This window comes from Comamonas granuli NBRC 101663 (assembly GCF_000739995.1).
In the GTDB taxonomy this organism is placed as follows: Bacteria; Pseudomonadota; Gammaproteobacteria; order Burkholderiales; family Burkholderiaceae_C; genus Simplicispira; species Simplicispira granuli.
Window position 1 is genome coordinate 189,676 of sequence record NZ_BBJX01000007.1, and the last position, 22,312, is coordinate 211,987.

At 69.0% G+C, this 22,312-nt stretch carries 18 protein-coding genes; 14 read left to right on the plus strand and 4 right to left on the minus strand.

Annotation, left to right across the window (positions count from 1 at the left end; all coding sequences use genetic code 11):
• Positions 1-8: 8 nt before the first annotated feature.
• Both CGR01S_RS09510 and purU read right to left on the minus strand, forming a co-directional pair.
• Positions 9-920, minus strand: coding sequence for a LysR substrate-binding domain-containing protein (locus tag CGR01S_RS09510; RefSeq protein ID WP_042425764.1), 912 nt, complete (start codon positions 918-920; stop codon positions 9-11).
• Between the two features lie 8 nt (positions 921-928).
• Positions 929-1,780 (minus strand): formyltetrahydrofolate deformylase, encoded by an 852-nt coding sequence (gene purU / locus CGR01S_RS09515; protein ID WP_042425767.1) that lies wholly within the window; start codon positions 1,778-1,780, stop codon positions 929-931.
• Positions 1,781-1,819: 39 nt separating this feature from the next.
• Here purU and CGR01S_RS09520 point away from each other — a divergent pair, with 39 nt between their 5' ends.
• The 14 genes from CGR01S_RS09520 to CGR01S_RS09585 all read left to right on the plus strand — a co-directional run bounded on the left by CGR01S_RS09520 (position 1,820) and on the right by CGR01S_RS09585 (position 20,917).
• Positions 1,820-3,739, plus strand: coding sequence for a type IV pili methyl-accepting chemotaxis transducer N-terminal domain-containing protein (locus tag CGR01S_RS09520; protein ID WP_042425770.1), 1,920 nt, complete (start codon positions 1,820-1,822; stop codon positions 3,737-3,739).
• Positions 3,736-4,434, plus strand: a complete 699-nt coding sequence (locus CGR01S_RS09525) for a response regulator (protein ID WP_042425773.1) — start codon at positions 3,736-3,738, stop codon at positions 4,432-4,434. The genes CGR01S_RS09520 and CGR01S_RS09525 overlap by 4 nt, the downstream gene beginning before the upstream one ends.
• A gap of 158 nt (positions 4,435-4,592) precedes the next feature.
• Positions 4,593-5,882, plus strand: a complete 1,290-nt coding sequence (locus tag CGR01S_RS17215; RefSeq protein ID WP_042425775.1) for an MFS transporter — start codon at positions 4,593-4,595, stop codon at positions 5,880-5,882.
• 13 nt (positions 5,883-5,895) lie between these two features.
• Positions 5,896-7,524: an MFS transporter gene (locus tag CGR01S_RS17220; protein ID WP_042425778.1), complete on the plus strand. Its 1,629-nt coding sequence runs from the start codon at positions 5,896-5,898 to the stop codon at positions 7,522-7,524.
• Between the two features lie 36 nt (positions 7,525-7,560).
• On the plus strand, positions 7,561-11,355 hold the full coding sequence (locus CGR01S_RS09540; protein WP_042425782.1) for a nitrate reductase subunit alpha: 3,795 nt from the start codon (positions 7,561-7,563) through the stop codon (positions 11,353-11,355).
• A 22-nt stretch (positions 11,356-11,377) separates the two neighbouring features.
• Positions 11,378-12,901, plus strand: coding sequence for a nitrate reductase subunit beta (narH, locus tag CGR01S_RS09545; RefSeq protein WP_042425785.1), 1,524 nt, complete (start codon positions 11,378-11,380; stop codon positions 12,899-12,901).
• A gap of 10 nt (positions 12,902-12,911) precedes the next feature.
• Positions 12,912-13,604 carry a nitrate reductase molybdenum cofactor assembly chaperone gene (gene narJ, locus CGR01S_RS09550; protein WP_042425787.1) on the plus strand — a complete coding sequence of 231 codons (693 nt, stop codon included), beginning with the start codon at positions 12,912-12,914 and terminating at the stop codon, positions 13,602-13,604.
• Entirely contained in the window at positions 13,601-14,335 is a 735-nt protein-coding gene (narI, locus tag CGR01S_RS09555; protein ID WP_042425789.1) for a respiratory nitrate reductase subunit gamma, read from the plus strand. Before narJ ends, narI begins: the two co-directional genes overlap by 4 nt.
• A gap of 102 nt (positions 14,336-14,437) precedes the next feature.
• The gene (locus CGR01S_RS09560; protein WP_042425792.1) at positions 14,438-15,217 is read left to right on the plus strand and encodes a peptidylprolyl isomerase; all 780 of its coding nucleotides are present in this window, start codon (positions 14,438-14,440) and stop codon (positions 15,215-15,217) included.
• A gap of 30 nt (positions 15,218-15,247) precedes the next feature.
• On the plus strand, positions 15,248-15,928 hold the full coding sequence (locus tag CGR01S_RS09565; protein ID WP_042425794.1) for a carbonic anhydrase: 681 nt from the start codon (positions 15,248-15,250) through the stop codon (positions 15,926-15,928).
• A gap of 226 nt (positions 15,929-16,154) precedes the next feature.
• Positions 16,155-18,599 (plus strand): adenosylcobalamin-dependent ribonucleoside-diphosphate reductase, encoded by a 2,445-nt coding sequence (locus tag CGR01S_RS09570; protein WP_042425797.1) that lies wholly within the window; start codon positions 16,155-16,157, stop codon positions 18,597-18,599.
• Between the two features lie 59 nt (positions 18,600-18,658).
• Complete coding sequence (locus tag CGR01S_RS09575; protein ID WP_245616781.1) at positions 18,659-19,918, plus strand: NnrS family protein; 1,260 nt, start codon at positions 18,659-18,661, stop codon at positions 19,916-19,918.
• Positions 19,919-19,945: 27 nt separating this feature from the next.
• On the plus strand, positions 19,946-20,350 hold the full coding sequence (locus CGR01S_RS09580) for a hypothetical protein (protein ID WP_042425800.1): 405 nt from the start codon (positions 19,946-19,948) through the stop codon (positions 20,348-20,350).
• Positions 20,351-20,365: 15 nt separating this feature from the next.
• Positions 20,366-20,917 (plus strand): hemerythrin domain-containing protein, encoded by a 552-nt coding sequence (locus CGR01S_RS09585; protein WP_042425802.1) that lies wholly within the window; start codon positions 20,366-20,368, stop codon positions 20,915-20,917.
• Between the two features lie 58 nt (positions 20,918-20,975).
• On the opposite strand, the gene CGR01S_RS09590 is transcribed toward CGR01S_RS09585, so the two are convergent.
• Entirely contained in the window at positions 20,976-21,269 is a 294-nt protein-coding gene (locus CGR01S_RS09590) for a BTH_I0359 family protein (RefSeq protein WP_042425804.1), read from the minus strand.
• 127 nt (positions 21,270-21,396) lie between these two features.
• On the minus strand, positions 21,397-22,312 hold a 916-nt coding region (locus CGR01S_RS09595), incomplete at its 5' end, for a DUF3108 domain-containing protein (RefSeq protein ID WP_042425860.1).

Here is a 22,312-nt window from a genome sequence, read left to right on the forward strand (position 1 = left end):
TGCGCCACTCAGGCGCAGACCTGGCGCAGCCAGCCGGAAAAGGCGCTCACCTCCCAGCGGTCCATGGCGCCGGTGCGCCAGCACAGGTAGTGCGCATGCGGGCTGGCAATGGCCTGGCAGAACGGCGCGCTGGTGCCCAGGCGCACCAGCGTGCCCTGATCCAGCCAGGCGGTGGCCAGCTTCAGGCGCACCAGCGCAATGCCCATGCCCGCGGCGGCGGCATCGCACATCAGGCCCACGTCGTTGAACTGGGAGCCTTCGGCGGGTTCGGGCCAATCGAGCGCGTGGGCGGCGAACCAGGTGCGCCAGGGCTCCAGCGGGCTGCGCAGCAGCGGCAGGGCAGCCAGGTCGGCACTGGTCTCGAACGGCCCCTGCTCGCGCACGAAGGCCGGTGACGCCAGGGGCAGCACCTCGTCCTTGAGCAGGCACAGGTGCTCCATGTCGGCGTAGCGTCCCGTGCCGAAGCGCACGGTCAGGTCCGCGTCCTCTGCCACCACATCGAGCAGCGGGATCGACACCTGCAGGGTGAGGTCGATCTCGGGGTAGGTGTCGGTGAACTGGCGCAGCCGGGGCAGCAGAATGGAGCGGGCGAAGGTGGGCGTGACGGCCACGCGCAGCTTGCGCTTGCCGGGGGCGGATGCCGCCTGCGGGAATTTCTGCAGGTTGCCCAGGCCCTCGCGTACATGGGCCAGGTATTCGCTGCCTTCGGTGGTCAGGGAGAAATCCGCGCGGCCGAACAGCCGGGTGCCAATGGTCTGCTCCAGTTGCTTGATGCGGTGGCTGACCGCGCTTGGTGTCACGCACAGCTCGTCGGCTGCCAGCGTGACGCTGCGCAGCCGGGCGAGGGCCTCGAAGGTCAGCAGGCACTGGATGGGCGGGATGCGCCGCACGTTTGCCGGGCTGGGGCTGTGCGTGGCCATGGTGGGGCCTAGCGGAAGACCACCGTACGGTGGCCGTTGAGCAGCACGCGGTGCTCGCTGTGCCACTTGACGGCACGCGCCAGCACCAGGCTTTCGGTGTCGCGGCCGCGCGCAGTGAGGTCTTCCACGGTGTCGGTGTGGTCGGCGCGCGCCACGTCCTGTTCGATGATGGGGCCTTCGTCGAGGTCGGCCGTCACGTAGTGCGCCGTGGCACCGATGAGCTTGACGCCCCGGTCGTGCGCCTGGTAGTACGGCTTGGCGCCCTTGAAGCTTGGCAGGAAGCTGTGGTGGATGTTGATCGCCCGGCCCGCCAGCTTGGTGCACAGGTCGTTCGAGAGCACCTGCATGTAGCGCGCCAGCACCACGAGGTCTGCACCCTCCTGCTCGATGATCTCGTACTGGCGGCCTTCGGCCTGTGCCTTGGTGGCGGCCGTGACGGGGATGTGGTGGAACGGCACGTTGTAGCCGGCGGCGAGCTGGTAGAAGTCGCGGTGGTTGCTGATGATGGCGCGGATGTCCAGCGGCAGCAAGCCCGACTTCCAGCGGAACAGCAGATCGTTGAGGCAGTGCCCCTCCTTGCTGACCATGATCACGGTCTTCATGGGCTCGGCCTGGGCGTGCAGGCGCCAGTGCATCTGGTAGGGCTCGGCAAAGGCGGTCAGATGGGTGCGCAGCGTGGCCGCATCGTGCTGGCCGCAGGCGAACTGCACGCGCATGAAGAACAGGCCCGTGCCGTGGTCGTTGTACTGTGCGGCTTCTTCGATGTTGCCGCCATGCTCCAGCAGAAAACCGGAGACGGCGTGCACCAGCCCGAGCCGGTCGGGGCAGGAGAGGGTCAGGATATAGGCGGGAGTACTCATAGGGACGGCATTTTCGCAGGCTCTCGTACACTCGCGCGCATGCAGCAGACCCCCACCCTGACGACGCGGCTGATGGCCACGGGCTGCGCTTTTCTTTTTCTGGCCATGGTGTCCATCGGTCTGACGCTGTGGGTGACCTGGAAGCTCGAGGGTGGGGCGGCGGCGATCAACGAAGCCGGGCGCCTGCGCATGTACACCGTGCGCATGGCGCTGGCACTCAAGACCGGCGACGCCGAGCGCCTGGGGGACCTGGCACAGCGCTTCGACGCCAGCCTGGAGCTGCTGCGCGCCGGCACCTCGATGCGCCCGCTGTTCGTGCCCTGGAGCGACGATGCACGCGCGCGCTTTGACGACGTGGCCGATGGGTGGACGGTCCTGCATGCCGCCTGGTGGGCGGCGCGCGAGGGTGATACGGCGCAGGTCGTGCCCCAGGCCGATGCCTTCGTGGCGCGCGTGGACCATTTCGTCGATGCCATCGAGACCCAGATCGCGCGCTGGACGGCGGCGCTGCACGTGTTCCAGATCTTCATGCTGGGCATGGCCATCGTGGCCGCGGCCGTCTTCATGGCCATGAGCTTTCTGCTGGTGCTGGCACCGGTGTCACGCATGCAGCAGGCCTTGGCGCGCCTGCGCCAGGGAGATCTGGGAACGCGCGTGCCCGTGGATTCGGAGGACGAATTTGGCCAGTTGGCCGAGGGCTTCAACCGCATGGCCGGCGCCCTGCAGACCTCGCACGAAGACCTGGAGCGCAAGGTGCGCGAGAAGACGGCCAGCGTGGAAATCAAGAACCAGCGGCTCTCGGCCCTGTACGACATCAGCGCCATGGCGGCGGACGCCAGTTCCCTGGCCACGCTGGCGCAGGGTTTCGTGCAGCAGGTGCGCAAGGTCGCCGGTGCCGACGCCGCTGTGGTGCGCTGGTCGGACGAGGCGAATGAGCGCTACGTGATTCTGGCGGCCGATGGCCTGCCCCAGGCGATGGCGCAGGGCGAGCAATGCCTGAGTGCCGGTGCCTGCCTCTGCGGCCCTGTGGGCGAGCAGCCGCACACGCGCGTGATTCCCATCGTCGCCCAGCAGGACATGCTGCTGCCCCATTGCCAGGAGGCCGGGTACCAGACCCTCGTGGCCATTCCCGTCATGGTGCAGCACCGGGTGCTGGGCGAGCTCAACCTGTTTTTCCGCTCCTGCATGGAGATCGGCACCGAGATGCGCGACCTGCTGGAAGCCATGGTGCGCCACCTGGCCAGTTCCATGGAGGGCTTGCGCGCGATCGCCCTGGAGCGCGAGGCCGCCATCGCCCAGGAGCGCAGCCTGCTGGCGCGCGAACTGCACGACTCGATTGCCCAGTCGCTGGCGTTCCTCAAGATCCAGACGCAGCTCCTGCGCGACGCCGTGGCCAGGGGCAACGAGGCCGCGCGCGACCGCAGCATGGCCGAGCTGGACGCGGGGGTGCGCGAGTGCTATGCCGATGTGCGCGAACTGCTCGTGCACTTCCGCACCCGCGCCAACGAGGAGGACATCGAGGGTGCCTTGCGCTCCACGCTCTCCAAGTTCGAGCACCAGACGGGCATCGGCACCGAGCTCAGCCTGACGGGGCACGGCCTGCCCCTGCCGCCCGACATGCAGATCCAGATCCTGCACATCGTGCAGGAGGCGCTGTCCAATGTGCGCAAGCATGCGCAGGCCAGCCGCGTGCAGGTGCTGGTGCAGCGCCACCCCTGGCGCTTCGAGGTACGCGACAACGGCCTGGGATTCGACACCAGCACGGCGCCGTCGCCCGATTCGCTGCACGTGGGCCGGGGCATCATGCGCGAGCGCGCCGAGCGCATTGGCGCGGCGGTGCAATGGCAATCCGCCCCCGGCCAGGGCACCACCGTGCTGATCGAGCTGCCCGACCAGGCCCTGCAGGCCGTCGAGGATGCAGCCGTGCCCGGCCCCGTAGCGACAGAAACCCCGTCATGACTTCCCCTGCGCCCGTCATTTCCATTCTCGTGGTGGACGACCACACCCTGTTCCGCCGCGGCCTCATTGCCCTGCTGGAGCAGGACAGCGGCCTGCGCGTGATCGGCGAGGCGGCGGATGCCGCGCAGGCCCTGCGCCTGGTGCCGGGCTTGCAGCCCGACGTCATCCTGCTGGACAACCACCTGCCCGGTGTCCTGGGCATGGATGCGGTGAAGGATTTGCGCGCGCTCTCTCCGCGTTCGCGCGTGCTCATGCTCACCGTGAGCGAGGACGCACAGGACCTGGCCGTCGCGCTGCGCAACGGCGCCCAGGGCTATCTGCTCAAGACCATTGACGGCGACCTCCTGGCGCAGGCCATACGCCGCGCGGCGCAGGGCGAGCCCGTCGTCAGCCAGGAACTCATGGGCAAGCTGGTGGCGGCGTTCCAGGCCCTGGGGGGGCCGCCGCCTGCGCCCCTGGCGCCTTTGGCCCCGGCCGACACCGCGCCCGCCCCGGAGGGCAGCAGCTCGCCCCTGTCGCCGCGCGAGGAAGAGGTGCTGCGCGAGATTGCGCGCGGCGCGAGCAACAAGGAAATCGCCCGTACGCTGAACATCGCCGAGACCACGGTCAAGATCCACGTGCAGCACATCCTGCGCAAGCTGGGCCTTTCCTCGCGCGTACAGGCGGCCGTGTACGCCTCGGACCGCCTGCGCTGATCCCCCCTCGCGCCGGCAGGCGCCCATAGTTCTTTGGGAGGATGGCGCCCTCCCATTCCTAGTTCTTTTGCCGCGCCCCGACCCGTCTGCGGAAGGATGTGCAAAGGGCGCGCCCTGGACGACGATGCATCCACTCATCTTTGAGAGGAATCGTTTCCATGGCAAATGCTCCGCAGGCTGCGGGCGACAGCCCGCAAAAAACGCGCCAGGCCTGGTCGGTGCTGATCGTCAGCACCCTGTCCTTCACGGTCTGCTTCATGGTCTGGATGATGTTCGGCGTCATCGGCATCCCGATCAAGAAGATGCTGGACCTCAACGCCACCCAGTTCGGCCTGCTCATGTCCATGCCCGTGCTCACGGGCTCGCTGGTGCGCGTGCCGCTGGGCATCTGGACGGACCGCTACGGCGGGCGCATCGTCATGGCCAGCGTGATGGCTGCCACCGTGCCGGCCATCTGGCTCATGGCCTATGCCACGCAGTACTGGCATTTTCTCGTGATCGGTCTGTTCGTCGGCCTGGCCGGGGGCACGTTCTCCGTGGGCACGCCGTATGTCGCACGCTGGTTTCCCAAGAGCCGCCAGGGTACGGCCATGGGGGTGTATGGGGCGGGCAACTCGGGCGCCGCGGTGAACAAGTTCGTCGCGCCGGTGCTGGTGGTGGCCTTCGGCTGGACCATGGTGCCCCAGGTCTACGCGGCCATCATGGCGGGCACGCTGGTGCTGTTCTGGCTGTTCAGCCACAGCGACCCGGCGCACCTGGTGGCGAGCCACGTCAAGTTCACCGACCAGCTCCGGGCGCTCAAGGATCCCAAGGTGCTCAAGTACTGCCAGTACTACAGCATCGTGTTCGGCGGCTATGTGGCACTGGCGCTGTGGATGGTGCAGTACTACGTGGGCGAGTACGGGCTGGACATCCGCGTCGCGGCGCTGCTGGCGGCCTGCTTCTCCCTGCCGGGCGGGGTGCTGCGCGCCATCGGCGGCGTGCTCTCGGACAAGTACGGCGCGCACAGCGTGACCTGGTGGGTGATGTGGGTGAGCTGGATCTGCCTGTTCCTGCTGTCCTACCCGCAGACCGATTTCACCATCCAGACCGTCAACGGCCCGACCAGCTTCCACATCGGCCTGAACGTCTACCTGTTCACCGCCATCATGGCCGTGCTGGGCGTGGCATGGGCCTTTGGCAAGGCCAGCGTGTTCAAGTACATCAGCGACGAATACCCGGACAACATCGGCACGATCAGCGGCATCGTGGGCCTGGCCGGCGGCCTGGGCGGGTTCGTCCTGCCCATCATGTTCGGCGCGCTCATGGACCTGAGCGGCATCCGCTCCAGCGCATTCATGCTCATGTATGGCGTGGTCTGGGTCTCGCTCATTTGGATGTACTGGACCGAAGTCCGCCGCACCGACGTCATGGGCAGGAGCGCCCAGGGTGCGGCCCTGCAATCTTGACCGAAAGCACACCATGACCCAAACCAACGCAGGTGGCCGCACCCTTGCCGACTGGTACCCCGAGGATGAGTCCTTCTGGGAGCAGACCGGCAGGCAGGTGGCCTACCGCAACCTCTGGCTGTCCATCCCGGCGCTCCTGTGCGGCTTTGCCGTCTGGGGCATGTGGGGCATCATCACCGTGCAGATGATGAACCTGGGGTTTCCCTTCACCCAGGCCGAGCTGTTCACGCTCACGGCGATCGCCGGGATCGCGGGCGCCACCATGCGCATCCCGGCCTCGTTCTTCGTGCGCCTCTCCGGCGGGCGCAACACCATCTTCCTGACCACGGCCATGCTGCTGGCGCCAGCCATCGGCACGGGCATCGTGCTGCAGCACAAGGACTGGCCGCTGTGGTCCTTCCAGCTCATGGCCCTGTGGTGCGGCGTGGGCGGCGGCAACTTTGCCTCCTCCATGTCCAACATCAGCACCTTCTTTCCCAAGCGGTTGCAGGGCACGGCGCTGGGGCTGAATGCGGGCCTGGGCAATTTCGGCGTCACGACCATGCAGATCGTGATCCCGCTGGTCATGACCGTGGGCCTGTTCGGCACCCTCGGCGGTGCGCCCGACATCCTGCAGAAGGACAGTGGCTGGATCTTCGGCAAGATCGCCGCCGGCACGCCGACCTGGATACAGAACGCGGGCTTCGCCTGGGCGCTGTCGCTGGTGCCGCTGTCCATCCTCTGCTGGCTGGGCATGAACAACCTCAAGACCGTCTCGCCCGACACCGGCAGTCCGCTGGTGGCCTTTGCCAAGATCACCTGGCTGTACACGCTGGCCTTCATTCCCTCCATCCTGGGCCTGTACCTCTACCTGCCCCAGCCCACGGGGCTGGGCCTCATCAGCATGTGGGTGGCGATTCCGCTGGACATCTGCAGCGCCCTGCTCATCATGCGCCTGGCCGCCTTCGGCACCATGAAGGAGAACATCGCCCGCCAGTTCGCGATCTTTCGCAACAAGCACACCTGGTCGCTCACGGCGCTGTACATCGTGACCTTCGGCTCCTTCATCGGCTTTTCCATGGCCCTGCCGCTGGCGATGAAGGTCATTTTCGGCGTGATCCACGTCCCGGATGCCAACGGCATCCTGCAGCACACGCAGAACAACCCGAACGCCCCCACGGTGCTCGCCTACGCCTGGATCGGTCCGTTCGTGGGGGCGGCAGTGCGCCCGGTGGGCGGCTGGATCTCCGACAAGATCGGCGGCTCCATCGTCACCCAGGCCATCTCGGCGGTGATGGTCGTGGCCTCGGTGGCCGTGGGCTACGTCATGCAGCAGGCCTACGCATCGGCCACGCCCGAGAGCTATTTCCCCGCTTTCCTGGGCCTGTTCATCGTGCTGTTCGCCGCCAGCGGCATCGGCAATGGCTCGACCTTCCGCACCATCGGCGTGATCTTCGACCGCACCCAGGCCGGCCCCGTGCTCGGCTGGACGTCGGCCGTGGCCGCCTACGGTGCGTTCATCGCCCCCATCGTCATCGGCGACGAGATCAAGGCCGGCACGCCGCAACTGGCCATGTACGGCTTTGCTGCGTTCTATGGCTTCTGCCTGGTACTGAACTGGTGGTTCTACCTGCGCCGGGGTTCGGAAATCAAGAACCCCTGAGCCGTCACCCCCACCGCATCGCATCTGGAGAGACCTATGAGCCATTTTCTGGACCGCCTGAGTTACTTCAACCAGCCGCAGGAGCCGTTCTCGGGCGGGCATGGCCGGACCACCGGCGAGGACCGCACCTGGGAGGATGCCTACCGCGACCGCTGGGCGCACGACAAGATCGTGCGCTCCACGCACGGCGTCAACTGCACGGGCTCGTGCTCGTGGAAGGTGTACGTCAAGGGCGGCATCGTCACCTGGGAAACCCAGCAGACCGACTACCCGCGCACGCGCCCCGATCTGCCCAACCACGAGCCGCGCGGCTGCGCGCGCGGCGCCAGCTACAGCTGGTACCTCTACAGCGCCAACCGCGTGAAGTACCCGCTGGTGCGCGCACGCCTGCTCCAGCACTGGCGCGCCGCCCTGACCGTGGCCAAGAGCCCGGTCGACGCCTGGGCCGCCATCGTCGAGAACGACAGTGCGCGCCGCGAATGGCAGAAGCAGCGCGGCCTGGGCGGCTTCGTGCGCAGCACCTGGGACGAGGTCAACCAGATGATCGCGGCGGCCAACGTCTACACCATCAAGAAGCACGGCCCGGACCGCATCATCGGCTTCTCGCCGATTCCGGCCATGTCCATGATTTCCTACGCCGCCGGTTCGCGCTACCTGAGCCTGCTGGGCGGCGTGTGCATGAGCTTCTACGACTGGTACTGCGACCTGCCGCCGTCCAGCCCGCAGGTGTGGGGCGAGCAGACCGACGTGCCCGAGAGCGCCGACTGGTACAACTCCACCTTCCTCATCGCCTGGGGCTCGAACGTGCCCCAGACGCGCACCCCCGATGCGCACTTCTTCACCGAGGTGCGCTACAAGGGCGCCAAAACCGTGGCCGTCACGCCGGACTATTCCGAAGTGGCCAAGCTCGCCGACCTGTGGATGCACCCCAAGCAGGGCACGGACGCCGCCCTGGCCATGGCCATGGGGCACGTGATCCTCCAGGAGTTCTATTTCGACCGGCGCTCGGCATACTTTGACGACTACGCGCGCCGCTACACCGACCTGCCGCTGCTCGTGGTGCTCAAGGAAAAGCAGCTTGCGGATGGGCGCACCGCGCTGGTGCCCGACCGCTACGTGCGCGCCAGCGACTTCCCCGGAAAGCTCGACCAGGACAACAACCCCGACTGGAAGACCGTGGCCTACGACGCGCAGGGCAACGTGGTCCTGCCCCAGGGCTCCATCGGGTTCCGCTGGGGGGCCAAGGAGCGCGCCGACCTCGGCCGCTGGAACCTGGAGAGCAAGGACGCGCGCAGCGGCGCGCCAACCCGGCTCAAGCTCTCCGTGCTCGAAGACGGCGCCCAGGCGCATGAAGTGGCGCCCGTGGCGTTTCCATATTTCGGCGGTGTGCCCACGCCCCACTTCACGGCGAACACCCAGGCGCAGGGCGACGTGATGGTGAGCCCCGTGCCGGTCACGCGCCTGGCGCTGCAGGGCGAAGGGGTGTCCGGCGAGGTCATGGTGGCCACCGTGTTCGACCTGCTGGCCGCCAACTACGGCATCCAGCGCGGCCTGCCCGGAGAGAGCGGCGCGGCCGGCTATGACGCCGACCGCCCCTACACCCCTGCATGGCAAGAGCGCATCACGGGCGTGCCGCGCGAGCAGGTCATCACCGTGGCGCGCCAGTTCGCCGACAACGCCGACAAGACCCGTGGCAAGAGCATGGTGATCATCGGCGCGGCCATGAACCACTGGTACCACTGCGACATGAACTACCGCGGCATCATCAACATGCTGATGCTGTGCGGCTGCATCGGCCAGAGCGGCGGCGGCTGGGCGCACTACGTGGGCCAGGAGAAGCTGCGCCCGCAGACCGGCTGGACGGCGCTGGCCTTCGCGCTGGACTGGATCCGCCCGCCGCGCCAGCAGAACTCCACGAGCTTCTTCTACGCGCACACCGACCAGTGGCGCTACGAGAAGCTGGCGGTGGACGAGGTGCTCTCGCCCCTGGCCGACAAGAGCCGCTACAGCGGCTCGATGATCGACTTCAACATCCGTGCCGAGCGCATGGGCTGGCTGCCCTCGGCGCCCCAGCTGCAAACCAACCCCCTGCAGGTGGTCAAGGACGCGCAGGCGCGCGGCATGGATGCGCGCGACTACGTGGTGCAGTCGCTCCAGGACGGCTCGCTCAGGATGAGCTGCGAAGACCCCGACCACCCCGCCAACTGGCCGCGCAACATGTTCGTGTGGCGCTCCAACATCCTGGGCAGCTCGGGCAAGGGCCACGAGTACTTCCTCAAGCACCTGCTGGGCACCACGCACGGCGTGCAGGGCAAGGACCTGGGCCAGGACGACGCCAAGCCCGAGGAGGCGCGCTGGCACGCCCAGGCGCCCGAAGGCAAGCTCGACCTGCTGGTGACGCTGGACTTCCGCCTCTCCACCACCTGCCTGTATTCCGACATCGTGCTGCCCACGGCCACCTGGTACGAGAAGAACGACCTCAACACCAGCGACATGCACCCCTTCATCCACCCGCTGTCGGCGGCCGTCGATCCGGCCTGGCAGGCCAAGAGCGACTGGGAGATCTACAAGGGCTTCGCCAAGGCCTTCAGCGAGGTCTGCGTGGGCCACCTGGGCACGGAGAAGGAGGTGGTGCTCACCCCCATCATGCACGACACGGCGGCCGAGATCGCGCAGCCCTTCGAGGTGCGCGACTGGAAGAAGGGCGAGGTCGATCTCATTCCCGGCAAGACGGCGCCGCAGATCACCGTGGTGGAGCGCGACTACCCCCATCTGTACCAGCGCTTCACGGCGCTGGGCCCGTTGATGGAAGCCGTGGGCAACGGCGGCAAGGGCATCGCCTGGGACACCCGCACCGAAGTGGCCCAACTGGGCGACCTCAACGGCCGCGTGCGCGAGCAAGGGCCCACCCAGGGCATGCCGCGCATCGTCACCGACATCGACGCCACCGAGGTGGTGATGATGCTGGCGCCCGAGACCAACGGCCACGTGGCCTGCAAGGCCTGGGAAGCGCTGGGCCGGCAGACCGGGCGCGAGCACGTGCACCTGGCCCTGCACCGCGAGGACGAGAAGATCCGCTTCCGCGACATCCAGGCGCAGCCGCGCAAGATCATCAGCTCGCCCACCTGGAGCGGGCTGGAGAGCGAGAAGGTCAGCTACAACGCCGGCTATACCAACGTGCACGAGCTTATCCCCTGGCGCACTCTCACGGGGCGCCAGCAGTTCTACCAGGACCACCCCTGGATGCGCGACTTCGGCGAGGGCTTCGTGAGCTACCGCCCGCCCGTGCACCTCAAGACGCTGCACGAGGTCGAGGGCCAGATGCCCAACGGCAACCCCGAGATCGCGCTCAACTTCATCACCCCGCACCAGAAGTGGGGCATCCACAGCACGTACAGCGACAACCTGCACATGCTCACGCTCAACCGCGGCGGCCCGGTGGTCTGGCTCAGCGAGGACGACGCCCGGCGCGGCGGCATCGTGGACAACGACTGGGTCGAGCTGTTCAACGCCAACGGCGCGATTGCGGCGCGCGCGGTGGTGAGCCAGCGCGTGAACCCCGGCATGGTGCTGATGTACCACGCGCAGGAAAAGATCATCAACACCCCGGGCTCGGAGATCACGGGCACGCGCGGCGGCATCCACAACTCCGTCACGCGCGTGGTCTTGAAGCCCACGCACATGATCGGCGGTTACGCGCAGTACAGCTACGGCTTCAATTACTACGGAACCATCGGCACCAACCGCGACGAGTTCGTGCTGGTGCGCAAGATGCGGCGCGTGGACTGGATGGACGACGAGGCCGGCGCTGGCGCCGCCGCCCACGCCTGAGCCGCACCCCAAGGAGAACACGATGAAAATTCGCGCACAAATCGGCATGGTGCTGAACCTGGACAAGTGCATCGGCTGCCACACCTGTTCCGTCACCTGCAAGAACGTCTGGACCAGCCGCCCCGGCGTGGAATACGCCTGGTTCAACAACGTCGAGACCAAGCCCGGCATCGGCTATCCCAAGGAGTGGGAGAACCAGGACAAGTGGAACGGCGGCTGGATGCGCAACCCCGACGGCTCCATCGTCCCGCGCCAGGGCGGCAAGTGGAAGCTGCTCATGCGCATCTTTGCCAACCCGAACCTGCCGCAGATCGACGACTACTACGAGCCCTTCACCTTCGACTACGACCACCTGCAGTCGGCACCCGAGATGCGCGCCGCGCCCACCGCGCGCCCGCGCAGCCTGATCACCGGCCAGCGCATGGAAAAGATCGAGTGGGGCCCGAATTGGGAGGAAATTCTCGGCGGCGAGTTTGCCAAGCGCAGTGCCGACGTGAACTTCGAGCAGGTGCAGAAGGACATCTACGGCCAGTTCGAGAACACCTTCATGATGTACCTGCCGCGCCTGTGCGAGCACTGCCTGAACCCGGCGTGCGTGGCGTCCTGCCCCTCGGGCTCGATCTACAAGCGCGAGGAAGACGGCATCGTCCTCATCGACCAGGACAAATGCCGCGGCTGGCGCATGTGCGTCTCGGGCTGCCCGTACAAGAAGATCTACTACAACTGGCAGACCGGCAAGGCCGAGAAGTGCATCTTCTGCTACCCGCGCATCGAGGCCGGCCAGCCCACCGTGTGCTCCGAGACCTGCGTGGGCCGCATCCGCTACCTGGGCGTGCTGCTCTATGACGCCGACCGCATCCAGGAGGCCGCGAGCGTGGAGCGCGACAAGGACCTGTACCAGGCGCAGCTCGACATCTTCCTCGACCCCCACGACCCGGAGGTGATCCGCCAGGCGCGCGCCGACGGCATTTCCGACCACTGGCTGGAGGCCGCCAGGAACAGCCCCGTCTACAAGATGGCCGTGGACTGGAAGGTGGCCCTGCCGCTGCACCCCGAGTACCGCACGCTGCCCATGGTCTGGTACGTGCCGCCGCTCTCGCCCATCACCGCGGCGGCCAACGCCGGCCATGTGGGCGTCAACGGCGAAATTCCGGACGTCTCGCAACTGCGCATTCCCGTGCAGTACCTGGCCAACCTGCTCACCGCGGGCGACACCGCCCCCGTGGTGCGCGCCCTGGAGCGCATGCTGGCCATGCGCGCCTACCAGCGCGACAAGCACGTGGAGCAGCGCCAGAACCTGCAGGTGCTGCAGCAGGCGGGTCTGAGCCTGCACGAGGCCGAGGACATGTACCAGATCATGGCCATCGCCAACTACGAAGACCGCTTCGTGATTCCGTCCTCGCACCGCGAATACGCGGAAAACGCCTTCGACCTGCGCGGCGGCTGCGGCTTCTCGTTCGGCAACGGCTGCTCCGACGGCAGCACCGGGGCGAGCCTGTTCGGCGGCAAGAAGCCGCGCACCATCCCGATCAAGGCCACGGTCTGAGGGGCGCACCATGTTCACGACACCACCCGACTGCCTGCGCATCACCCTGCGCGCCCTGGCCCATGTGCTGGCCTACCCGGATGCGCGCGTGCGCGCGCTGCTGCCGCAGTTGTCGGCGGCGCTGGCCACAGAGCAGGCGCTGCGCCCTGCGCGCCTGGCCGAGCTGCAGGCCCTGTGCCGGCAGCTCGCGCAGGGCGACCCCATGGAGATGGAGGCGCGCTATGTGGAGACCTTCGACCGCGGGCGCGCGACCTCGCTGCACCTGTTCGAGCATGTGCACGGCGATTCGCGCGACCGCGGCCCGGCGCTCGTCGACCTGGCGCAGACCTACGAGCGCGCCGGCCTGCACCTGAGCGCCCAGGAGCTGCCGGACCATCTGCCCGTGGTGCTGGAGTTCGCCTCCACGCAGCCGGCCGCGGTGGCGCGCAGCTTCCTGGGGGAGATGGCCCACATCCTCAACGCGGTCTTCAGTGCGCTGCTCGCGCGGGGCAATCCCTATGCCAGCGTGATCGCCGCCATCCTGGAGGTCGCGGGCCAGCAGGTGCAGTCCGTGCCCCTGGCGCCCGAGCCCGGGATCGACGAGTCCTGGGACGAGCCCGCGGCCTTCGAGGGCTGCAGCCAGCGCGGCCAGGCCAGGCCGGACCAGCCGCAGCCCCTGCATTTTGTCCGCAACCCCCGTGCACCCCAAGGAGCCTCCGTATGACCGCCTGGCTTGACACCCTGCTGTTCGGCATCTATCCCTACATCTGCCTGGCCGTGTTCTTCCTCGGCAGCTGGATCCGCTTCGACCGCGACCAGTACACTTGGAAGAGCGATTCCTCGCAGCTGCTGCGCGCGGGCAGCCTGCGCTGGGGCAACAACCTGTTCCACATCGGCGTGCTCACGCTGTTCTTCGGCCACTTCGTGGGCATGCTGACCCCGCACGCGGTGTACGGGCATTTCATGAGCGCGGGCGCCAAGCAGCTCCTGGCCATGGCCGTGGGCGGCGTCGCCGGGGTGCTGGGCCTCTTCGGCCTCACGCTGCTGCTGCACCGGCGCCTGACGGACCCGCGCATCCGCGCCACGTCCAAGACCAGCGACATCGTGCTGCTGGTGCTGCTGTGGGTCCAGCTCGCGCTCGGGCTGGCGACGATCCCGCTGTCGGCCCAGCACCTGGACGGCTCCATGATGATGAAGCTCGCCGAGTGGGGCCAGCGCATCGTCACCTTCCGCGCCGGCGCCGTGGAGCTGCTCGCCGACGCGGGCTGGATCTTCCGCCTGCACATGTTCCTGGGCATGAGCGTGTTCCTGATCTTCCCGTTCACCCGCCTGGTGCACGTGTGGAGCGGCTTTGGCACCCTGGCCTATGTGCTGCGCCCCTACCAGCTCGTGCGCGCCCGGCGCCTGAACCTGCCCGCCGGCCAGCACCATCCTGGCCAGCGCCACACGCTATGAAATAAATAGCTGCTTGCGCTTGTTCCAAAAGATTTCCAGGTTCTATTCATATTGAAAATCCATGAAAACAAGCGCTGGCAGCTATCAAAACAGGAGAACTCCATGACCGTGATGGCCCCATCCCCCGTCGCCTGCATCAACGGCGTGGCGCTGCACGCCCACGGCGAGCGGCTGGCGCCCGAGGCGCTGCGCCAGCGCGCGTGCACCGAGCTGCTGCGCCAGCAGGCGCAGCGCGCGGGCCTGCTGGCGGCCGGCGACGCCCCCGGCGCCGACGGCACGACCAGCGCGGCCGCGGCCGCCGCCATCGAGCAATTGCTCGACCGCGAGCTGCAGGTGCCCGAGCCCTCGGAAGAGGCTTGCCGCCGCTACCACGCGGCCCATCCAGCACAGACCATGCAGGGCGAGCGCGCGCGCGTGCGCCATGTGCTCTTTGCCGTCACCCCGGGCGTGGACGTGCAGCGCCTGCGCCAGCGTGCCGAGGCCCTGCTGCGGGAGCTGCGCTGCGCCGACGATGGCGGCCAGGCCTTCCACGCCGCGGCGGCGCAATGGTCCAACTGCCCCAGCGGCAGCGCGGGCGGCGAGCTGGGCTGGCTCACGCGCGCCGACTGCGCGCCCGAGTTCGCCCGCGAGCTGTTTGGCGGGGCCGAGGTCGGCGTGCTCGCGCGCCTGGTGCACAGCCGCTTCGGGCTGCACGTGGTCGAGGTGCTGGAGCGCGAGGCGGGCGTGCAGCCGCCTCTGGCGCAGGTGCGCGGCGCCGTGGCCCTGCGGCTGCGCCAGCAGGCCTGGGCGAACGCCCTGCGCCAGTACCTGCAGGTGCTGGCGGGGCAGGCCGCGATCGAGGGCGTGGACCTCGCCGGCGCGCCCACGCCGCTGGTGCAGTAGCCCGGCCCGCCCGCCGCCAAGAGCTGCGCCATGCCCGACGACGATTTGCTCGCCCGCCTGCGCCGTTTCAACCAGGACGCGTTCCCCCAGTACCGCCAGCAGTTCCAGACCCTGGTGGAAGAGGGGCAGCATCCCACCACCCTGTTCATCGGTTGCTCCGATTCGCGCCTCGTGCCCTACCTGCTCACGGGCGCGGAGCCCGGGGAGCTGTTCATCGTGCGCAATGTGGGCGCCTTCGTGCCGCCCTACGACGGCTCGCACGGCTTGCACGGCACGGCCGCCGCCATCGAGTTTGCCGTGCTGAGCCTGCAGGTCAGCCGCATCGTGGTCTGCGGCCACAGCCACTGCGGCGCCATCAAGACGCTCTACGGCGAGGTGCCGCCGGAGGCGCACAACCTGCGCCGCTGGCTTGACCTGGGCCGCGAGGCCGCGCTGCCCGTGGTGCCCGGGCCCGAGGCCCTGCGCCGCACGGAGCAGCGCGCCGTGGTCCTGCAACTGGAGCGGCTCATGGACTACCCCATGGTGCGCCGCCGGGTCGAGCAGGGCGGCATCAGCCTGCACGGCTGGCACTACGTCATCGAGGACGGCGAGGTGCATGTCTTCGACGTGCGCACGGGCGGATTCGTCGCCGCCTCGCAGGCCACCTCCAGCGGCACCGGGCCTTACCCTCCCTACGTCGAACACGACGGACAGGTATGGGTCGACAGTTAAATCCGTGCAGGTGGCTGGGGCATTCGCCGCATTCACAATAATTTACACTTCCCCTCAGCCAGCCCCCATGGGGCTTCCCGCGCGCCGGGCAGGAAAACCCTCAAACCGGCGCGCGCCAAATCGCTAAACTGCCGCTTTGCCCCGCCCGGCGCGCCGGGCGGGGCCGTGTTCCCGGGCCCCATGGCCGCAGGGAAAGCCCAACGCACCACCTACGGACATCCACACCATGAAGAGAGAAAATCTGGGTCGCGCACAGGATGTGACGGCCACGCAGCCCATCAGCCTCGATGTGCTGCAGGAGAAATACCTCAAGGCGGGGGAAACCAGCGCCGAAGACCTGTTCCGGCGCGTGGCCCGGGCGCTGGCGTCGGTGGAAAAACCGGACGAACGCGAGAAATACGAAGCCCTGTTTCTGGCCAACATGCACGCGGGCGCCATCGGTGCCGGGCGCATCATGAGCGCGGCCGGCACCGACATCCAGGCCACGCTGATCAACTGCTTCGTGCAGCCCGTGGGCGACTGCATCCAGGGCGTGGACGACGAAGGCTTCCCCGGCATCTACGAAGCCCTGCGCGAGGCCGCCGAGACCATGCGCCGCGGCGGCGGCGTGGGCTACGACTTCTCGCGCATCCGCCCGCGCGGCGCCGAGGTCAAGGGTACGCACTCCATGGCCTCGGGCCCGTGCAGCTACATCAACGTCTTCGACCAGTCCTGCTCCACCGTCGAGAGCGCGGGCGCACGCCGCGGCGCGCAGATGGGCGTGCTGCGCATCGACCACCCCGACGTGCTGGACTTCATCACCGCCAAGCGCACGCCGGGCCGCTGGAACAATTTCAACGTGTCCGTGGGCGTGAGCGACGCCTTCGTCCAGGCCGTGCTCGACGACCAGCCCTGGGAGCTGGCGCACCGCGCCAAGCCCGGCGCCACCGTCATGCAGCAGGGCGCCTACCAGCGCGCCGATGGCCTGTGGGTGTACCAGTGCCTGCCCGCGCGCGAGCTGTGGGACACCATCATGAAGTCCACCTACGACTTCGCCGAGCCCGGCATCCTGTTCCTGGACCACATCAACCGCGACAACAACCTCAACTACTGCGAAACCATCTCGGCCACCAACCCGTGTGGCGAGCAGCCCCTGCCGTCCTACGGCTGCTGCGACCTGGGGCCCATCATCCTCACGCGCTTCGTGCGCAACCCGTTCGGCTTCCACGGCGTGCCCGTGTTCGACTTCGACGCCTTTGCCCAGTCGGTGGCCCTGCAGGTGCGCGCACTCGACAACGTGCTCGACGTCACCTTCTGGCCGCTGCCGCAGCAGGATGACGAGGCCAAGGCCAAGCGCCGTATCGGCGTCGGGTTTACCGGCATGGGCAACACCCTGGCCATGCTGTGCCTGCGCTACGACAGCAGCGAAGGCCGGACCATGGCCAAGCGCATTGCCGAGCGCATGCGCGATGCGGCCTATGCCGCCTCCGTCGATCTGGCGCGCGAGAAGGGCGCCTTCCCGAAATTCGACGCCGACGGCTACCTGGCCGAAGGCACCTTCGCCAGCCGCCTGCCCGAGGCCATCAAAAAGCAGATCCGCAAGCACGGCATCCGCAACAGCCACCTGCTGTCCATCGCCCCCACGGGCACGGTGAGCCTGGCCTTTGCCGACAACGCCTCCAACGGCATCGAGCCGCCGTTCTCCTGGATGTACAAGCGCAGGAAGCGCGAAGCCGACGGCAGCATGGCCGAATACGCCGTGGAAGACCACGCCTGGCGCCTGTACCGCGAGCTCGGCGGCGACGTGGACAAGCTGCCCGATTACTTCGTCTCGGCGCTGGAGATGTCGGCGCAGGATCACATCGCCATGATGGAGGCGGTGCAGCCCTATGTGGACACGGCCATCTCCAAGACCGTGAACATCCCGGCCGATTACCCCTACGACGACTTCAAGGGCCTGTACCTGCAGGCCTGGCGCGCGCGCCTCAAGGGCCTGGCCACCTACCGCCCGAACAACATCCTGGGCGCCGTGCTGGAGACGCACAGCGCCCCCGCCGCCGACAAGAAGGACGCCGCCCCCGAGCCGCACGTCCCCGTCGATCCCATGCGCACCGTGATCGAGAGCCGCCCCAAGGGCGCGCTCTCGGCCGTGGCCGAAAAGGTGGACTACTGGACGCAGGAAGGGCAGAAGCGCCTGTACCTCATCGTTTCCTTCCTGCCGGTGCCCAACGCCGACGGCACGGGCACGGTGGACCGGGCCATCGAGTTCTTCATGCCCGTGGGCCAGAGCGGCGAGTCGCAGCAGTGGGTCACCTCGAGCATGCGCCTGCTCTCGCTGGCGGCGCGCGGCGGCTTCCTGGAGCGCGCCCTGTCGGACATGCGCAAGGTCGCCTGGGACCGCGGCCCCGTGCGCCTGGGCACCTACCAGAAGAGCGACGGCACGCAGGTGCCCAAGTGGCATGACTCCGAGGTGGCGGCCATCGCCTACGCCATCCAGAACATCCTGGCGCGCCGCGCGCGCCAGCAGCATGCCGCGCCCGAGCCCGAGGCCGCCGACGAAGGCGCCGGGCAGGGTGCCGTGCCCCCGGTGATGGCCGGCAAGAAATGCCCCGAGTGCGGCGCGCACGCCATGATCCGCAAGGACGGCTGCGACTACTGCACCCAGTGCGGGCACATGGGAAGCTGTGGGTGAAGACTGACGGGCCCGCCGCTGCGGTTGCACCGGCAGCGGGCCCACCCTCTCCTGGGACCGTGGCGCCGCCCGAGCGCCGCTGGCGGCCCCGCTACCTGATGCTGGCGCCCTACCGGCTCGGGTTTTTCCTCGCCCTGGTACAGCTCACGGCCGCAAGCGTCTGGTGGGCGCTGGTGCAGGCCGGCCGGGCCGGCGGGCTGCCCGGGCCATCCCTGGCGCTGCCGCCTGCTCTGGTGCACGCCGTGGCCATGGTGTACGGCTTCATGCCCCTGTTCTTTGCGGGCTTTCTGTTCACGGCCCTGCCCAAGTGGCTGCGCGTCGCGCCCTGGCCGGCGGCGGCGCTGCGCCCGGCCCTGCTGCTGCAGGCGCTGGGCGGGCTGCTGTGGCTGCTGGGCGCCCATGCGGGGGTGCCGCTGGCGCTGGCCGGCGCGCTGCTGGCGGCCCTGGGCCTGGCGTGGATGGCCCTGCTGCTGTGGCGGCTCATCCGCCGCAGCCGCGCGCCCGACACCCTGCACCCGCGCGCCGTGGGCCTGGCGCTGGTCTGGGGCGTGCTCTGCCTGCTGGGCGTGGCGCTGGGCGTGGCCGCCGGGGATGCGGACCTGGCACGCGCCAGCGTGCTTTCCGGGCTGTGGGGGTGCATGGTGGTGGTCTTTGTGACCATGGCGCACCGCATGGTGCCGTTTTTCACCTCGCCGGCCATGCCGTTCGTGCACGGGCGCCACGCCTTCTGGCTGCTGTGGCTGATGTGGGGCGTGGCGGCGCTCGAAGTGCTGGCCGTGGGGGTCGAGGGCGCGGGGCTGGCGCCGGCCTGGGCGCGCGCCTGGCAGGTGCTGCGCGCCGTGCTCGAAGGGGCTGCGGGCCTGGCGCTGTGCTGGGTGGCGCGCGCCTGGGCGCTGGCGCAAAGCCTGCGCAACCGCATGATGGCCATGCTGCACATCGGCTTCCTGTGGCTGGGCGCAGCCCTGCTGCTGGCCGGCGCGGGCCAGGCGCTGGCCCTGGTGCCCGGGGCGCCCGCGCTGGGCCTGGGCGCGCTGCACGCCCTGACCATGGGCTGCCTGGGCTCGCTTCTGCTGGCCATGGTCACGCGCGTGGCGGGCGGGCACAGCGGGCGGGCGCTGGCGGCCGAGCGCCTGGCCTGGCCCCTGTTCTGGTGCCTGCAGGCGGCGACGCTGCTGCGCATCGCGGCCAGTGTGCCGTCGCGGCTCTCGGCCGGGCTGCTGCTGGCGGCGGCGCTGTGCTGGGCCGCCGCACTGGCCTGGTGGGCGGTGCGCCTGGGCGGCTGGTGCGGGCGCCTGCGCCCCGATGGGCGGCCCGGCTGAACCCAGGGATCATTGAAAGGATTTGCCATGGACATCACCTGTTTTGACGACCTGCTGCGCGCCGCGCTGGCGCAGCCCGAGGCCCAGCGCCTGCTGTTCGTGTTCGCCGCGGTGGAACTGCCCGAGGACGCCACGGCCGAGCAGCGCGCGCGCTTTGCCGCGGGTGAGGGCGGGGCGCTGGTGCCGCGCATGTGCCTGGACCGGCTACCGCAGGAGCTGGGCAGCTTTGCCGCGCTGGCCGAGGAGTCGCTGCAGTGGGGCCAGGACTGGGCCATCGTGTTCGTGGCCGGGCTCTCGGGCACCCTGGACCGCGCGCCCAGCAGCCAGGACGCCGAGCGGCCCCTGCAGCGTATGGTCGAGGCCATCCGCCAGGGCATGTTCGGGCCGTTCATCCCCTTCAACCGGCAGGGCGAGCCGGTGCATTTTTCCTGAACCGGTTCGGCGACCATGGCCACACCACACACCCCCTTGCCCGGCTTCGGCGGCCCCGCCGTGGGCTTTGACACCCCGTTCGAGATGCTGCGCGCCTGCCACGAGCGCGTGCAGCGCACGCTGGCGCTGCTGGCGCGGCTGGTGGACTACCTGCACAGCGACGGCTGCGATGCGTCGGCACGCCAGGCGGCGCGCGATGTGCTGCGCTATTTCGACATCGCCGCGCCCCTGCACCATGAGGACGAGGAGCGGCATGTCTTTCCGCCCCTGCTCGCCCAGGGCGAAAGCGCCGTGGCGGCGGCGGTACGGCGCCTGCAGGCCGACCACGAGGCCATGCATGCCCACTGGCAGGCCGCACGCACGCGCCTGCTGGCGCTGGCCGACGGGCAGGCCGATGCGTTCACGACGGAGGACGAGGCGCTGTTCGCGCGCTTTGCCGCGGGCTACGCGGAGCACATCCGCACCGAGGAAGACCTGGTCTACCCCGCAGCCCGTGCCCTGCTGAGCGACGCCGCCCTGGCCGCCATGGGCGCGGACATGCGCCAGCGCCGTGGCGCCGCGTCGTAATTTGCTCTTTTATTGAGAGCTGCTCGCGCTGTGTTGGCGGGCGCTGCAGCCCAAAAACTCAGTGAACCACGACAGGGTTCTGGGCCAGGCCGGTGTAGCGGTCGAGGATGTCCTCGACCTCCTCCTGCGTGGGGGTCTGGCGCTGCCAGGCCAGGATGTGCTGCTGGAACATCTCGGCCCAGGAGCCGTCGAGGTAGACCTCCTTGCCGCTGCGCTTGTCCACGATCTCGAAGCCGTGGCGGGCGAGCTGGGGCACGGGCGGCGTGGCCTCGCTGGCGGCGGGGTCCTGCGCTTCGGCGTCGGCCAGCATGTGGACCACGACGAAGGAATCGGAATCGTAGAGCATGTGCATGGCGGTTCTCCCTTGGCTGGCTTAGATGCTGAGATGGCTGCGGCTGGCGCAAGTTCAAGGGTTGGTGTCCCGTGCACCCAGTATTCCACGAACCGGGCTGCCGTGCACGCGGCCGGCCGCGCCCCGCCTACGGCGCCTCGTGCGAGCGCAGGTTGAGCTCCACCAGGTCGCCGTTGGCCTGGGTGATGCGGATGCGCGCCGGCAGGTAGTCCAGCGCCGGGGCGAGCCAGACCTGGGCCTTGAGGTCGTAGTCGCGCCGGGGCAGGCGTTCGAGCAGCAGGGCGCGCACCGGGCCGAGGGGCAGGTCCAGGGTCTCCTCGCCCTCGATGGTGAAGGTCCAGACATCGGCGGCACGCGCGCTCACCGTGGGGATGCGGATGCGCGTGCCCACGGGATAGGCCTGCGGCGCGGCCGCGAGCATGGCGCTCAGTTGCAGGAACACGCTGAGCCGGTCCTGCGTGCCCGGCGCGATGGCGGCCGACGGCGTGTTGGCGCTGAAGCTGACCTGGCCCTGGGCAAAGTCGAAATGCGCGGCCTGCTCGCTGCGCGAGCGGTCGCCAAAGCGCCGGGGCTGCAGGCCCAGCGCGGTGATCTCGCCCACGCTGGTCTGTGCGCGCCCGCCCAGAAACAGCACGCGGATCTCCTGCCGCGCCTGGTACTGCTGGCCGTCATGCTGCCAGGACAGCTCGGCGCTGGCGTTGTACTGCAGGCGCCGGACCTGGCCGTGCACGTCAAAACCCAGGCGCACCGGCGCCGGGATGCGCACCGGCATGGCGGGCGTGCCGGCACCGTCCTCCGCGGCGCCGGGCGCCAGGATGGCGATGCCCGGCACGGGCGCGGCGGAGGGCGCGCTCGCCCCCGTCTGCGCGGCCACTGCGGCAGGGGCTGGGGGAGCGTCTTCCGCGGCCGATGATGCGGCTGCCGGTACGGACGCGGGGGCCGCCGGCGCGGGTGCGGGTTCGGCGGCGCTGTCGGCCGCCGGGAGCTCTGGCGCCCCGGCGTCGGCCGCCGGTGCGGGCATGGCGGTGGCGGGGGGCGGGGCC

What these genes read in the sequence shown, in the direction of transcription:
- CGR01S_RS09525 (WP_042425773.1), top strand. Translation starts at nt 3,736, where the DNA reads ATGACTTCCCCTGCGCCCGTCATTTCCATTCTCGTGGTGGACGACCAC.
- CGR01S_RS17215 (WP_042425775.1), top strand. Translation starts at nt 4,593, where the DNA reads ATGGCAAATGCTCCGCAGGCTGCGGGCGACAGCCCGCAAAAAACGCGC.
- CGR01S_RS09585 (WP_042425802.1), top strand. Translation starts at nt 20,366, where the DNA reads ATGGCCACACCACACACCCCCTTGCCCGGCTTCGGCGGCCCCGCCGTG.
- CGR01S_RS09510 (WP_042425764.1), bottom strand. Translation starts at nt 920, where the DNA reads ATGGCCACGCACAGCCCCAGCCCGGCAAACGTGCGGCGCATCCCGCCC.
- narJ (WP_042425787.1), top strand. Translation starts at nt 12,912, where the DNA reads ATGTTCACGACACCACCCGACTGCCTGCGCATCACCCTGCGCGCCCTG.
- narI (WP_042425789.1), top strand. Translation starts at nt 13,601, where the DNA reads ATGACCGCCTGGCTTGACACCCTGCTGTTCGGCATCTATCCCTACATC.
- CGR01S_RS09560 (WP_042425792.1), top strand. Translation starts at nt 14,438, where the DNA reads ATGACCGTGATGGCCCCATCCCCCGTCGCCTGCATCAACGGCGTGGCG.
- purU (WP_042425767.1), bottom strand. Translation starts at nt 1,780, where the DNA reads ATGAGTACTCCCGCCTATATCCTGACCCTCTCCTGCCCCGACCGGCTC.
- CGR01S_RS09520 (WP_042425770.1), top strand. Translation starts at nt 1,820, where the DNA reads ATGCAGCAGACCCCCACCCTGACGACGCGGCTGATGGCCACGGGCTGC.
- CGR01S_RS09580 (WP_042425800.1), top strand. Translation starts at nt 19,946, where the DNA reads ATGGACATCACCTGTTTTGACGACCTGCTGCGCGCCGCGCTGGCGCAG.
- CGR01S_RS09570 (WP_042425797.1), top strand. Translation starts at nt 16,155, where the DNA reads ATGAAGAGAGAAAATCTGGGTCGCGCACAGGATGTGACGGCCACGCAG.
- CGR01S_RS09565 (WP_042425794.1), top strand. Translation starts at nt 15,248, where the DNA reads ATGCCCGACGACGATTTGCTCGCCCGCCTGCGCCGTTTCAACCAGGAC.
- CGR01S_RS09540 (WP_042425782.1), top strand. Translation starts at nt 7,561, where the DNA reads ATGAGCCATTTTCTGGACCGCCTGAGTTACTTCAACCAGCCGCAGGAG.
- CGR01S_RS09590 (WP_042425804.1), bottom strand. Translation starts at nt 21,269, where the DNA reads ATGCACATGCTCTACGATTCCGATTCCTTCGTCGTGGTCCACATGCTG.
- CGR01S_RS17220 (WP_042425778.1), top strand. Translation starts at nt 5,896, where the DNA reads ATGACCCAAACCAACGCAGGTGGCCGCACCCTTGCCGACTGGTACCCC.
- narH (WP_042425785.1), top strand. Translation starts at nt 11,378, where the DNA reads ATGAAAATTCGCGCACAAATCGGCATGGTGCTGAACCTGGACAAGTGC.